Origin of the sequence: Acidilobus saccharovorans 345-15 (genome assembly GCF_000144915.1) — an archaeon.
Lineage (GTDB): Archaea > Thermoproteota > Thermoprotei_A > Sulfolobales > Acidilobaceae > Acidilobus > Acidilobus saccharovorans.
The window spans coordinates 239,633-253,546 of the sequence record NC_014374.1 but is presented as its reverse complement, the minus strand read 5'-3'; the positions used below and the strand labels follow the sequence as shown (position 1 = coordinate 253,546).

Genomic DNA, 13,914 nt, shown 5'->3' with positions numbered 1-13,914 from the left:
TTTAGCAGGCAGAGCAGAGGAAGGGTGTAGAGCTTGCTAGGAAAGCTGGCGATCTTAACAATAGCCTTATTCGCAGCAACGATAATAGTAGGCTCCATAGGCATAGCGTTTTACTATTCCTATAGGTCCACGTTACTCACAATAACAGCGCAGAGGCCCCTCGGCCTTGTCCTCTCCAAGGTCTCATCACTTGAGTATAAGATGTATGTTTCCCCTTCAGGGGATACGTACTATGTCACGCTCAAGAATTATCCTAACAGGACAGTTTATATCGTTCTCACTAATTCGTCGGGCTATGAGCTTGGCTTTGTGGAGTTTGGGTATAACAGCACTAACATAACATGGATTTACATGAACATGGGGGGCGTTAAGCGGAACGTGAGCGGCTCTAATATGTCCTCTTACATTACGCCCTTGCTCACGAGCGCAACTATATCATATAACCCATTCACGGGCACTATATCGCTTGAGGCGTTCCCCGGCCTTGGGCCTCTCTACGGGCTCTCGTACTTCAGTTCATATTATAATATAAATTGGAAGGACCTCCTTGATGGCCAGCCAGGAAGCACCGACGCCACTGTAGGATACCTGTTCACACCAATAGTGTTTAACGGTAAGAGCTACAGGGGCGTCGAGATAACCATTACGCCGCAGACCTCATTCTTAGGCACTAGCGGCGCTTATAGCGTCAGTGCGGGCGTAATCAACCTAGATGGTGTGCCAGTTGCAGCACAAATTACTGTTGGGACAGGGGCTGCGAATTACATTTCCATGACCCTTTTAAACTTAACGGCCTATTCTTAGTGTGAAACTGTTTTCTTATAAAAGCTAGAGATGTCAACGTTTTCTAGCGAAGAGAAGCCAAGGGCGGGCCTGGGGCTTTTGAACCCCGATCACCGGCTTAGAGGGCTTAATCAAATCATAAAAAGGGTTTCCGAGTTTCATGTCTTTGTGATCTGGCAGGCGCAGAGCCATTCTCCATTCTTACTGGTTACGCAATAGTATTTCTCAGACAGAGTTTTGAGAAGGGACTCTGAATGCATTCTCCTTTATTTGTTTCAGCTCATCTCCTTTAGCAAGTATTGCATAACCTCTTATTGCTCTCTTATTCTCAGGCTTTCCCAATATGGGCTCAAGCTTCATACCAACAGTCTTACCTAATAGTTTACCTATTTAAAATTTAGATAAAAATTTATACCAAAAGCTTTATAAATGATTTTACCTATATTTATGATAGGTGATAGGCAATGGGGGAAATCACTGTGCTTACCAAAGCTACATCGAAAAGCAAATCCTTAAGAACCACCGTTCCTGCGGGCATTGTCAGGCAATTCAACCTTTCAGAGGGGGATAAGCTCAACTGGGAAATTAGAGCTGAAGGTAAAGAACTTGTAATTGTGGTCAGGCCCCTGAGAAAGGTGAGTTATGGGCTTGCAGGCGGACAACCACTTCAGTAGAAAGGAAAAGGTGTACGGGCAGTTCTTCACTCCGCCAGAGGTAGCTAACTTTATCGTTGACTTCGCCTCAACGTTTGTCCAGGAGAAGAACAGGGCCGTGGACCCCGCGTGCGGCGATGGGGTGTTCCTCTCAGCCCTGCTCAGGAGCGGGTTCAGGGAGGTCTGGGGCATGGACATCGATGGGTCAGTCCTTAATCGCATGCCAGAACACGTGAGGAAGAGCGCTAAAGTCCTCATCGGCGACGCCCTTGTCATGAACCCCCTTTTCCCTCAGGATGATGCCCTGCCCGCCAATTCCTTTGACCTAGTCGTGGGCAACCCCCCCTTCAGCGCTAAGTTCGGCAGGGTCCGCGACAGCAGGCTGGAGCTGTATGAACTGGGCAGGGGCAGGAGGTCGCAGGCCATCGAGGTCCTCTTCCTTGAAAGGTTCATCACGCTCGCCAGGCCAGGCGGCGTCATTGGGATAATACTGCCTGACGGCATATTCATCAACAAGAACTACGAGTATGTGAGGAGGTTCATATTGAAGTACAAGGTCCTGGGGGTCGTCTCGCTGCCCAGGGGGATATTCAGGTCGAGCCTGAGCACGACCTCCAAGACCTCCGTCCTCTTCCTCAGGAAGGCCAGGGGCGACAATGATGAGGTGTTCATGTATGAGGCCAGGGACCTCGACGAGCTTCAGGAGGTAATCAGGGTGTACAGGGAGAGGAAGGGCCTGTGGGCCAGGGTGAGGCCTGACAGCCTCCACCCGAAGAGCTACAGCGCCGCGGAAGTGAAGTTCAGCGGCTCCCTGCCAGTAAAGGAGCTGGGGGAGCTCGTCCTCGACATCCACGCGGGCGCCACCGAGTACGGCCCCCGCAGGAGGTTCGCAGACAGGGGGCTGAGGTTCATATCCGCAAAGGTTGTGACCCCCCTCGGCATAGACTTCAGGAGGGATGAGAAGTTCATCGAGCCAGGCAGCGACATGGATAAGAGGCGTGGTCACGTTGAGGTAGATGATATAGTGTTCGTCAGAGTCGGCGTGGGGTCCGCTGGCAGGTGCGCGGTCATCGTGGACGAGTCTGACCTGGGCGTGGCTGACGACTGGATATACATTATAAAGGTTGACAAGAGGAGGATACTGCCGCACTACCTGGCCATGTTCCTTCAGACCGAGCTGGGCCAGAGGCAGCTGGAGAGCCTGAAAAGGGGGGTCGGGACGGTGACCATACCCATCTCTGAGCTGAGGAAAGTGAAAGTCCCCGTCCCGTCCATGGACTTCCAGGAGTGGGTCAGGTCGGAATACCTCAGGATGGTTAAGTTCCTGCGGGAAGGGAATAAGAGGGAGGCGGAGAAGGTGTTCAACGTAATTAAGGGGAAAATAGAGGAGCTCGTTAAACATTAACATTTAAATACCTTAATATATTAAGAATATCCTTTCTATGAGTGTCCGACGCTAATAGAAAAGATTTTAACAGCCCTAATATGTGGTCACTGTTAAGAAACACCTTTACTTTCTCATTCTGATAGGCCTTTCTGCCAATTAGTTTTTGTCCGTCTTCTAAAGGAAGTGCTTTCTCACATGGGATATAGAGAAACACCATCGCTTGATAACCTACAGCTCTTTGCTTTGGCTTTAGTATTATATCAATATAATAGTTATCTGTTAGGCCATCTAACCTTAAAATAGGAGTTAATTCATTTATTAGTTTAAATTCATTGTAATATCTATTATCTTCGATTCTCTGTATTGTAAATTTTTTGTCAAACGTATCGACATTTCTGTATTCTTCAACAACTCGCTTAATTTCCATTTTAAGATTCGTATCATTATTTAGCGCCTTGTCAAGGCACTCACCAAACTCAATAAGTCTCCCATTAGGGTCTCGGTATGATATTTGCCACTCTATATAGTCTTTATCAGTTATCACTGTACTGCGAGGCGCGATCGGTTCATAACCGTTTCGTTTAAGTCGGATCTTTGAAGTAGGTGAAGTGATAGGCAGAATACAGGATACCCTTTTTTGGTTCTTGTCAAATTCGCATTTGATAGATGCATTGCTTTTAGACATTTTATTACTTCCCAATTCAACAACACCTTTCATTATTTTTATACCTTTCTATAACTATACTTGCAACGCCCTAAATGGAGCACCCCAAGATTCAACAGAAACCCAAACCTCTTGACTGTATAAATCTGGCTGCTTCCCTAGGCATTGGTAAAATCAAGTTGTTTCTCTTTGCATACTTGCTACCTGGCCTTTGTTTAAGCGTCTAGGAGAGATATTTTCTATTAATTTTAAGGTATTGTTGCTTAAATAGACCCAATCGCATGGTTTGCTCCCTCCCTTAATCCCAAGGAATAGTCTATAGATTCATTTTTACGACTCCTAATGTCTTTAATTTATTCCATCCTACGACTATTTATCAAACTCTTCTTTACTCAATAATTTAGGGGTTCCCTTACAACTTCATCAGGCACCCTCCTTTGCCTATATATGCAGGCTTGATTTGGTGCTTTTAATTTAGAGCAAGCCTCGTTAAAGCCCATCTTGTTTTAAAGAAATTTATAATATTAAACCTAATATCGCTATTTGTTGCATTAATATTAATCTTGCTGAACCACTCTTCCCTGTCGATATCCTTTCCTATTTCTTCCATGAGTTCCCAGTCCTCTCATAAATTGGGAACCATAACCAGTTTATATGGATCTGAAAAGTATAGCTTAATGAAATTTATGATTTATAGCGGACCCGGGGGGATTTGAACCCCCGACCATCGGCTTAGAGGGCCGACGCTCCGTCCTGGCTGAGCTACGGGTCCCAAAAGACTAAGGGCGCTTATTGCTTAAAAACATTGTCAGGGCGCATGCCGGAAGGCTTGTCTAAGGCTAGGAAACCGCTTTTTAACCCCACAGGGTTTCTTATACACCGCGTAAGGCTAAGGCTGCAAAGAGGTGTCAAGGCGTGCCCTTACAGCAAGAGGCCCTGATAGAGTATATAAACAGGGCGCTTTCGCTCTCCAAGAAGACGAAGTTCGAGCAGGCGGTAGAACTCATAGTTACCCTCAAGGACTTTGATGTCAAGAGCCCAGAGGGCAGACTGAGGGAAGTTGTGTTCTTACCTCATAAGCCTGCCAAGGAGCCAAACGTCTGCGTGGTGGCTGCGGGTGACCTTCTGCTTGAGGCTAAGAAGCTTGGCGTAACCACCATTTCAAGGGACGATCTGAACGCCATGCGTGGTGACAAGAAGAGGGTCAAGGCCATAGGCCGCTCGTGCGACTGGGTTCTTGTTCAGGCCGATCTCATGGGTCTTGTTGGCAGCGTCCTGGGCCCAGCCCTAGGACCGAGGGGCAAGGTGCCAACTCCTATACCGCCCAGGGCCAACTTGACAGAGTTCGTCAACAACTATAAGAGGGCCGCCTGGGTCAGGATCAGGGGCCAGCCACAGATAATGAGCAGGGTAGGAACTACGTCAATGAAGCCTGAAGAGCTCGTTGACAACGTAAATGCCGTCCTCTCTGTGGTGGAGTCAAGGATAGGGGCAGCCAAGATAGGAGGCATTTATATAAAGACTACTATGGGTACACCCGTGGAAGTGCCGCTGAGGTGATGTTAACATGGCAATAATGATCCAGAAGAAAGGCAGACCCGAGCCGCCAGAATATAAGAAACAGAGGGTGGCAGAGCTTGAGAAAATATTCGCGGAGAACAAGTATGTTCTCTTCGCCGACTTAGAGGGGCTGCCTGCCAAGCAGCTTCAGATGATAAGGAAGGAGCTCCGTGGCAAGGCAATAATGACCGTAGCCAAGAAAAACCTTGTCTACTTGGCGCTCGAGCGCCGTGGCCTCAAGAAGGAGAAGATAGAGCCTTACCTTAAGCACGGGGTTCTTGTGATAGCAACCAATGAGAACCCGTTCCTGCTAACCTTGACAATAGATAAGCTGAAGATGCCCGCGCCAGCCAAGCCAGGGCAGGTGGCAACTAAGGACATAGTAGTACCCGAAGGCGACACAGGCATCAGGCCTGGCCCCATGGTAAGCGTGTTTGGAAAGCTTAAGATACCCTACGAGGTCAGGAAGGGAACCATATACATAAAGAGCGATACGGTCGTGGCCAAAAAGGGCGATGTTATATCCCCTGACCTTGCAAGCCTTCTGCAGCAGCTAGGCATACAGCCCATGGAGATAGGACTTGACATAGTTGCGGCATGGGATGGCGAAACAGTCATACCTGGTGATGTGCTGCACATAGACCTTGAGGCGACGAAGAACGACATAATAAGGTCGGAGCAGGAGAGCACCTACCTTGCTAAGACCATAGGGTTCTTCGAGGTGCCCGAGGTTGTGCAGATGCTGGCAGTTGAGACAGAGCTAGAGGCCCTCTCAGTAATAAGGGCCGGCGAGCTAGCGTTAGACGCCGACACTGCTAAGGCCGCTATTGAGCAGGCGGTCGCTGAAGAGACCTCTATCATAGCAGCTCTTGGCGATAAAGCTAAAGAGCTAGGCCTTGAGGTGGTGCAGGCAGCGCCTGCGGCGGCCCCTGCGCAGGCGCCTGCGCAGCAGGGAGGGGAGCAGAAGAAGGAGGAAGAGAAGAAGAGCGAGGCCAGCGAGGCTGACATCAGCGCAGGCCTCTCAGGGCTCTTCGGCTCGTAGCGCTTTTGTTTAGAGAATTGCTGTCTCTTGCGCCGCTACTAGCCGGCAAGGCCCACCAGCGACATAGGCTCCCTTTTCCTCTGCTGCAGGGGACCTTAAGCCGTATCAGACGTCTTTTTAAAGATCCCCTAAGTTATAGGGCAGCAAGGCCTTAACATATAATGTCTTTAGTCAAGTTGATGATATGACGACATCGTCGAAAATCTTTTGAAAAGCTTCAGCCTTGTCTATGCTCTTTCGCCATGCCAAGTACCCAGGTCTTGGTCAACACGTTAACTCAGCAACATTCTTTATAACTCCCCTGCTATAACAGCTACTGGAAAGGGGTTGATGGAGTATGGCACAGGAAGGCAAGGCCTACGTGCATGCGGCCCTTGCACTTTACTACGCGGGGGCCCAGATAAACGAGGACAATCTCAAAAAGGTAGTTGAGGCCCTAGGCCTTCAGGTGGACGATGCGAAAGTTAAGATGCTCGTTGCCAGCCTCTCACAGCTAAACCTTGAGGATGTCCTTAAGAATGCCACTGCAGTGAGCGTGGCCGCCCCAGCGGCAGCGCCTGCGGCGGCCCCTGCGCAGGCGCCTGCGCAGCAGGGAGGGGAGCAGAAGAAGGAGGAAGAGAAGAAGAGCGAGGCCAGCGAGGCTGACATCAGCGCAGGCCTCTCAGGGCTCTTCGGCATGTGAACATCTGCACGAAACTCCACCGATATTGGAAGAAACCTATTTTACTAACGTCAAAGTTCTACCCTAGTAAGGAAGGACGGAAGGTGTAAGGCTTGCCAATTCAGGTGAACCCTAGCGAGTATAGGCTCCCCTTCTTCAAGGAGCAGGGGTATCAGAGGAAGCAGTGCAGGGTTGGAGGGGACTTCTTCTGGACGCTCAATGCTAGCTTTGACACTTGCCAGGACGTGCCCGACACTGATTACTGGTTTGACAGGATACCCTCAGTGCCAGGACTAACTGTGGCGGAGGCCAGGAGGAAGTTCATAGATTTCTTTGCAAGGCACGGCCACACGCCGATTCAGCCAAGGCCTGTGGTGGCCAGGTGGCGTGAGGACCTTTACCTGACAATAGCAAGCATCGTGGACTTTCAGCCGCACGTGACCAGCGGCCTGGTGCCGCCCCCTGCAAACCCCCTCGTGATAAGCCAGCCTTGTATAAGGCTTGAGGATATAGATAACGTAGGCCTCACCATAGGGAGGCACCTGACCACGTTTGAGATGGCCGCGCACCACGCATTCAACTACCCTGACAAGCAGGTCTATTGGAAAGACGAGACCGTGAGGTACGCCTACGAGTTCTTCACCAAGGAGCTTGGAATACCCGGGGACCTCATAGTGTTTAAGGAGTCCTGGTGGGAGGGAGGAGGCAACGCTGGGCCATCGTTTGAGGTCACCGTCGGCGGACTCGAATTAGCAACCCTGGTATTCATGCAGTACAAGATAGATGAAAATGGCAACTACGTGGAGCTCCCGCTGAAAATCGTCGACACAGGCTACGGAGTTGAGCGTATGGCCTGGTTCACGCAGAAGACTCCAACAGCCTTCCACGCCATCTATGGCCAGCTACTGGATAAGGCGAGGAGCGAGCTAGGCCTTCCGAGGCCCCCTGAGGAGTACCTCTGGGCAGCCTTCAGGGCTGCGGCTAAGTTCAACCCCGACGTGGAGGGGAGCCTTGACGCCTTTTACCAGCAGGTCTCAAAGACAACAGGCGCTCCCCTGAGCGAGGTCAGGCAGGTTTTGGAGCGCGAGGCAAGGCTTTACAGCGTGCTGGATCACAGCAAGACCATAGCAATGATGTTGGGCGATGGAGTTGTTCCAAGCAACTCGGGGGAGGGCTACCTTGCCAGGCTGGTGATAAGGAGGGCCCTGAGACAGCTCAGGCTTCTCAACGAGAACTATGACCTTGCCAAGATTGTTGATATGCAGATAGACCTCTGGGGCTCCGACTTCCCGCAGCTCAAGGAGAACAGGAGCTACATCATTGAGGCGGTCGGCCTTGAGGAGGATAGGTACAAGGACCTGCTTAGGAGGGGCGAGAAGCTAGTCCTGCGCGAGTTGTCACAGGGGGCAAGCCTGGAGACCCTCATTAAGCTTTACGACAGCTATGGTATACCTCCAGAGGTCGCTGCAGAGGCTGCGGCTAAGAAGGGTATAACCGTGCTGGTGCCGCGCAACTTCTACTCGCTGGTGGCGGCCAGGCACAGGGCCCCTGCCAAGGTACGTTCCATAGAGGAGAAGAGCTCCCTGCCGGAGGACGTGGTCTCTTGGGCCCGCCAGTTTAAACCAACGGAGCTGCTGTTCCACAAGGACCCCTATGCAAGGAGCTTTACCGCTAAGATATTGGGTGTCAAGGGCGAGTACGTGGTATTGGACTCAACGATATTCTACGCCACCGGCGGCGGCCAGCTTAACGACGTAGGAGTTATGGAGATCTGCGGTGAAAGGTATAACGTGGTGGACGTTCAGAAGGCAGGTGACGTGATAGTTCACAAGCTCGACAGGGCCGTTGATAATGCTTCATGTGGCGAGGCCAGGGGAGAGATAGACTGGGTCCGCAGGTTTAGACTTATGAGGCATCACACGGCAACCCACATAATACTCGGGGCCGCAAGAAGGGTCTTAGGTAACCATGTATGGCAGGCAGGAGCGGAGAAGACGCCTGAGAAGGCAAGGCTTGACATAACTCACCATAAACCCCTTACAAGGGAGGAGGTCAGAAGGATAGAAGAGCTGGCAAACAGAGTCATTGATGAGAGGAGGCCAGTGCTGCAGGCCTACATGGACCGCAATGAGGCCGAGTCCAAGTATGGCTTTGTGCTCTACGAGGGCGGAGTTCCAATGGAGCGTAAGATAAGAGTTGTGGAAGTCCAGGGCTGGGACGTTGAAGCATGTTTCGGGACGCATGTGACAAACACTGGCGACATAGGAGGCATAAAGATAATCAATGTAGAGAAGATACAGGATGGCGTAGTTAGGCTTGAGTTCGTGGCAGGTACGAGGGTTCCTGAAGAGATGGCGGCCCTCGAAGATAGGATGACACAGCTGTCCTCAGAGCTAGGATCGCAAGGTGGAGAGGAGCTGAATAAAGTCAAGGAGCTTAAAGATGAGTTGATGAAGCTGAAGGAGTCGGTAAAGGCTTACCGTAGCCTATGGCTTAGCACTGCCAAGGGTCTCATAGTCTCAAGCAAGGTTAATGGTCTTATTGTAGCGACCTTGGAGTACCCAGAGCCTGACGTGAAGTCAGCGCGCGACGCGTTAAAGGAGCTAACTGACGAGTTCATAAACTCAGTCATAACTGTAGCCGTTAAAGAGGATAAGGGCTACAGATACGAACTTGGCATAGGCAGGGAGGCCTCCAGGATACTGAGCGCGGAGGCAATACTTGCGGCAATTTCATCAGAGCTCAAGGTTACCGGCGGAGGCAGGGGCACCTACGGAAGTTTCTTCACTAGCGAGGTCCCAGAGAAGGTTGATGCCATAATAAAGCGCTCCGTTTCCAGGATAGTATCTCAGAATGCTCAGAGCTGATGACATTTGTCGCAGTTACCGGCAACAACAGTGGCCACTTAAAACAGCATGTCATTTATAGATGTCAAGAGACCTTATTCAGCTCTTCCTGGAGTTTCTTGTAGAACCTGTTCCACCACTCAGCCATTTTCTCGGTGTGGTACATGGAGTCCTCCCAGCCATGTACGCCTGTCTCAGCAGCGAGAGAAGCTATGGCGTCCATGACTTTTCTGGACTCCCAAGGCTCTGGCGTAGCCTCGGATTTGGCCTGATACTCGGCTATTCTCTTATAGGTCAAGAGGCCATGTTTATAGACGTCCAGGTCAACCCCAAGCATCTCCTTATAGAGGCCCGCAAGGGCCTCTTCGGCCCAGCCCCTGTGGAACCTGCAGAACCCGGCGTTTGCTATTAGCAGTTCCATCACCGCGCGCCGTAGCGCTGCGGAGGCGTAGTCCTCAGGCTCTCTAAATGCCGGCGAGTAGTCGGTCCAGTATTTGCCAAGCACGAAGAGCGGCGCGAGGACCCCTGGCGACCAGTAAAAGTTCGGTGTGAAGTAACCGCTCTTGCCAAAGGCTGCATACACCAGGAGATCCTCAAACTTAACACCGCTCTTGGCCACGCGGTCGCTGTAGAGGTTGTCGAGCTCCTTGGCCGCGGCCCTGAGCCCCATGGAGCCCACTATCTTAAGGACTTTAGTGGTATCATCGCTTACTAGGTTTATGAGGAGCTTCCTGGCCAGCTCAGCGTTCACCTTGCTGGCCTCCAGACCCTGGAGCTTTGGATCCATCACCGGCCTCTTGTCAAGCCCCACATCTTCTGGGTTCAGCAATCCCTTGTCTATGAGGTCGAATATCCATCCCACGAAGTGGCCTGCCTCTATGGCATCGAGTCCCAGGTTATCAACCAGGTCCACTAGCTCTGCGCTCTTCTTTATGTCAAAGATCCCACTTATGGGACCAACTCCATGGGCAGGCTCATAGTCTATCTTGACCTTATTAAATATTTTCTTGCAGACGACAGGGCACGGCTCGCCGCAGTTCTTGGAGGCAGGCGTGAGCTTTCCTCCGTCAAAGACCTCGTCCTGGAATGGACGCCAGAAGTAGTCCATAATTTTCCCGTGTAGTTCAAGCCTGAGGCCACGACTTAAGTACACGTGGTTATAATTGAGCACTGGAACAAGTTCTTTGTAGTGTGGGTAGTTCTCGCCAAACGTGCCTCCCGTCTTAGAGGCTGGGTCAAACCTATACTTGGTAGTCTTGTCAAGGAGCGCCTGCGAGAAGGGCTTCTTGTAGACCTCCTGTGTGATCTTGTTGAGTATCTGAACATTTGAAAGGTTTGGATTAGGCCTCTTGTAAGTCCCACCAAAAGTTATGGCCACAACGTTGTGCGCCTGTGCCATAACAGAGCCCCCGCCGCCCCTAGAGGCCGAGTCCGAGACTTCTGTCAAGTTGCCTTTGTCATCTAGGACGTAGCTGAAGATACCTGCGAAGAGGGTCTTATAGGCTCCAGGCCCCACCACAGCCACTCTGGCGTGATTCTTAACTATGAGGTCCCTGTCCATGTCAACAACGTACTTAGTTAGCGCTTTAGTGCCGCTGAGCCCTGAGTAGTTCGAGTATATCCTGTTAAGCTCGTCAAAGCTTATATCCGAGAAGTCCACGGAGACTTCGCCGTTAGAGCCACCTATAACCCTTATGAGCAGGGGCCTCTCGCTTCTGCCGGTAATCACAATTGCGTCAAGTCCAGTCCTGAAGAATGAGTAGCCGGCCCCTCCCATCTCGCTCACGTGGAGGCCCCTGCTCTCTGGGCTCTTGAAGATGGCCACTATTCTGTGGCTGCCAACAACGGCGCCGCCTGCAAAGGGTCCTATTCCAAGCACAAGGGGATTGGCAGGGTCCAGAGGGTCTACGTTATAACTCTTCATGTCTAAGTGTATCTGAAGCCCAAGGTCAACTATCCCAAAGAGCTCTGGGTCGTTTATGGATTCGATCTTATAAGAACGTTTTGTGGCATCGACATAAAGCACTTTGAACCCCATTTAAGTTAAGCACCTCCATTTATCTCCGTTAGGAATAGTTTTGTAAGGGAAGTTAAATAAGTATAGGACCGGCCTTAGATCAAATTAGGTTTCGTTTAATGGCTTTATATTAAAATTTCATGAAACTATGAGTAGCTGAAACTTTTATAACCCAAGGCAAGTCAGTTATGAGAGGTGCTACGGGTGCCGCAGGAGAAGATAATAAACATTCAGATAGAAGGGGGAAACGCTAAGCCCGGCCCGCCCCTAGGCCCAACTTTATCCTCCCTAGGCCTAAATGTCAAGCAGGTAATAGATGAGATCAATAATAAGACAAAGGACTTTAAGGGCATGACAGTGCCTGTAAAGATAACAGTTGACATGACGACAAAATCTTATCGCATAGAGGTCGGGATCCCTACCGTTACAGCGTTACTGCTCAAGGAGGCAGGCGTCGACGCTCCCAGTGGCGATCCGGCCCACAAGAAGATAGGCAACGTAAGTTTTGAGTCCATAGTCAAGGTCTCGTTAATGGTAAAGCCTAAGATAACCGCTAAGACCCTAAAGTCGGCCGTTAAGAGCGTGCTTGGCACCGCCAAGAGCATAGGGCTAACGGTGGACAACAAAGACCCAAAGGAAGTCATAAAGGACGTGGACGCGGGCGCTTATGATGAAATAATAAGCAAGTACGAGCCTGAGTGGGCCTCCCGCTAAGATATGGCGCGTTTCAAAGTCCGTGACTCCGCAGTAACCAGTTCTTGATCAGTAGTAAGGGGTTCTTGATTAAAGGCAGCAGGAACGGGGCGCATGTTGGTGACCTCAATTAAGACTTTGACCCTGGTGTTAGTAGGAGCTGACCTTCTGGTAACCTCCTCGATCACATACGCTGTTCACCTGATGACAGGGATTTCATGGTACATATCTATTATTGTCTATACAGTCCTCTGGCTCTCCGCCATGCTGTTTATAGCATGGCTCCTCCGTAACGAGCTTAGGGTCTCCCTCGCCGAAATGTCTATCCTCCAGGCAGCGGCTTGCAGAGAATGCAGCTATATGTTTCTGAGAGACGTATTGACATGTAACCTTGACGGCTCAGGCGCTATCAGCGCCGCGGTCTGCATATCATTCCAGGACAATAGACTTTACTTTTACAGGTACTATGATGCAACTCCTACTAAAGACCCCAGGGACTTTCCCTGCGTGAGGTTTGAGGCGGGCCTCTTCGACTCCGCGGGTCCGGTCAGCGTATTCAAGGGTAAGGGCATGTTTTTGTTGCCTTCAGGTAACGTGCAGAGAGGGGACATCGAGGTGTACTACACAAACTATAATGATTTAAACAAAATCGGGGAGAGCCTCAAGATTATTCTTAAAACGGTGGAAGTTAGTGGGCTATAGCTTTGGAACCTACGTAAGGTTATAAAGTCATATGAAGTATCAGCCCCATTATTTCAAATAACCCAAAGACTATGGCAAGATTGGCGGTCATCATGTCGATCTGTAGCCAGGACTTAGTGCTTTTCACTTTTCTAGCTATTGAGAAGAGCAAAGGCAAGGACAGTAGTGACAGAAGAGTTTCAGGTGGCAATATGCCTAGAACCACTAGAGCAGCCTGAACAACATAGGCAACGGACATGAAAACGTAGTAGATGGCCTTAGAGAGCTCTGGGCCCAGCACGGTAGCCAAGGTCTTTGCTCTCTTGCTATCCCTGCCTAAGTCCCTTATATTATTTGCCATAAGTACGTCATCTATGATGAAAGCCATCGGTATGCCGACCGCGAGCCCCTTCAGAGACAGCGAGCCGCTAGCCAGGTAGTACCCTGTGAGCGTCAGGAGCAACATGGAGACAATCACGGCCAGATCGCCAAGGGCCCTATACTTCAGTTCCAGGGGCGGCGCGCTGTAGAAGTACCCGAAGAAAATGCCAAGAAGTCCTAGGAGTATTGCTAATGGCCTCCCTAGAACAGCCACTGCAACCCCGAGCGCCGCTGAGGAAAGGAAGAAAACGAGAGATATGGACTGAGCCCTCCTGGGCCCCACCTCCTTGTCGAAGACGAAGTTGTATCTGAGCGTAGCTAAGTCTGGGCTGTCTATGCCTTTGTAAAAGTCATAGACGTCGTTAAGTATATTGGTAGCAGAATGCATGAGGAGCTCGCCTACGATAGCTAACATGAGTATCAACATCACTGGCAGAGAAAACTCAGCTTTATTGAACGAGAGAAACCCTATCATTAATACCACTATAAACATAGGCAAGCTCCACGGTCTAGTACCCATGAAGACTTTCTTGGGGCTGGTCAAGT

Annotated in this window: 12 protein-coding genes and 1 tRNA gene; 9 read left to right on the top strand and 4 right to left on the bottom strand. The window is 50.5% G+C overall.

From position 1 onward, the window contains the following. Positions 1-33: 33 nt before the first annotated feature. From ASAC_RS01300 to ASAC_RS01295, 3 genes are all read left to right on the top strand, one after another. Positions 34-804, top strand: a complete 771-nt coding sequence (locus tag ASAC_RS01300; RefSeq protein WP_013266172.1) for a hypothetical protein — start codon at positions 34-36, stop codon at positions 802-804. A 443-nt stretch (positions 805-1,247) separates the two neighbouring features. Continuing rightward, complete coding sequence (locus ASAC_RS07680; RefSeq protein WP_083773991.1) at positions 1,248-1,457, top strand: AbrB/MazE/SpoVT family DNA-binding domain-containing protein; 210 nt, start codon at positions 1,248-1,250, stop codon at positions 1,455-1,457. Next, a complete protein-coding gene (locus ASAC_RS01295) occupies positions 1,432-2,841 on the top strand; it encodes an SAM-dependent methyltransferase (protein WP_048812714.1) in 1,410 nt (469 codons plus the stop codon). Before ASAC_RS07680 ends, ASAC_RS01295 begins: the two co-directional genes overlap by 26 nt. Here the strand turns inward: ASAC_RS01295 and ASAC_RS01290 are convergent. Next, positions 2,831-3,541, bottom strand: a complete 711-nt coding sequence (locus ASAC_RS01290; protein ID WP_148217087.1) for a R.Pab1 family restriction endonuclease — start codon at positions 3,539-3,541, stop codon at positions 2,831-2,833. The two genes, ASAC_RS01295 and ASAC_RS01290, sit on opposite strands and share 11 nt — an antisense overlap. Positions 3,542-4,184: 643 nt before the next feature. Next, a tRNA-Arg gene (locus ASAC_RS01285) sits at positions 4,185-4,259 on the bottom strand. Positions 4,260-4,402: 143 nt separating this feature from the next. Between ASAC_RS01285 and ASAC_RS01280 the strand changes: the two genes are divergently transcribed. The 4 genes from ASAC_RS01280 to alaS all read left to right on the top strand — a co-directional run bounded on the left by ASAC_RS01280 (position 4,403) and on the right by alaS (position 9,617). Then, positions 4,403-5,047, top strand: a complete 645-nt coding sequence (locus tag ASAC_RS01280) for a 50S ribosomal protein L1 (RefSeq protein ID WP_013266168.1) — start codon at positions 4,403-4,405, stop codon at positions 5,045-5,047. Positions 5,048-5,054: 7 nt separating this feature from the next. Continuing rightward, positions 5,055-6,089, top strand: a complete 1,035-nt coding sequence (locus ASAC_RS01275) for a 50S ribosomal protein L10 (protein WP_013266167.1) — start codon at positions 5,055-5,057, stop codon at positions 6,087-6,089. Between the two features lie 337 nt (positions 6,090-6,426). Beyond that, a complete protein-coding gene (gene rpl12p, locus ASAC_RS01270) occupies positions 6,427-6,771 on the top strand; it encodes a 50S ribosomal protein P1 (protein ID WP_013266166.1) in 345 nt (114 codons plus the stop codon). A gap of 98 nt (positions 6,772-6,869) precedes the next feature. Next, the gene (gene alaS, locus ASAC_RS01265) at positions 6,870-9,617 is read left to right on the top strand and encodes an alanine--tRNA ligase (protein ID WP_048812939.1); all 2,748 of its coding nucleotides are present in this window, start codon (positions 6,870-6,872) and stop codon (positions 9,615-9,617) included. Positions 9,618-9,681: 64 nt separating this feature from the next. Here alaS and ASAC_RS01260 read toward each other — a convergent pair whose 3' ends face one another. Next, entirely contained in the window at positions 9,682-11,634 is a 1,953-nt protein-coding gene (locus ASAC_RS01260; protein WP_013266164.1) for an aldehyde ferredoxin oxidoreductase N-terminal domain-containing protein, read from the bottom strand. 183 nt (positions 11,635-11,817) lie between these two features. Between ASAC_RS01260 and ASAC_RS01255 the strand changes: the two genes are divergently transcribed. Together ASAC_RS01255 and ASAC_RS01250 are read left to right on the top strand one after the other, a co-directional pair. Next, a complete protein-coding gene (locus tag ASAC_RS01255) occupies positions 11,818-12,327 on the top strand; it encodes a 50S ribosomal protein L11 (RefSeq protein WP_013266163.1) in 510 nt (169 codons plus the stop codon). Positions 12,328-12,426: 99 nt separating this feature from the next. Further along, positions 12,427-13,008 (top strand): hypothetical protein, encoded by a 582-nt coding sequence (locus ASAC_RS01250; RefSeq protein ID WP_148217086.1) that lies wholly within the window; start codon positions 12,427-12,429, stop codon positions 13,006-13,008. A gap of 19 nt (positions 13,009-13,027) precedes the next feature. Here the strand turns inward: ASAC_RS01250 and ASAC_RS01245 are convergent, their stop codons facing one another. After that, positions 13,028-13,912 (bottom strand): prenyltransferase, encoded by an 885-nt coding sequence (locus ASAC_RS01245; protein ID WP_048812712.1) that lies wholly within the window; start codon positions 13,910-13,912, stop codon positions 13,028-13,030. Between the last annotated feature and the right edge of the window lie 2 nt (positions 13,913-13,914).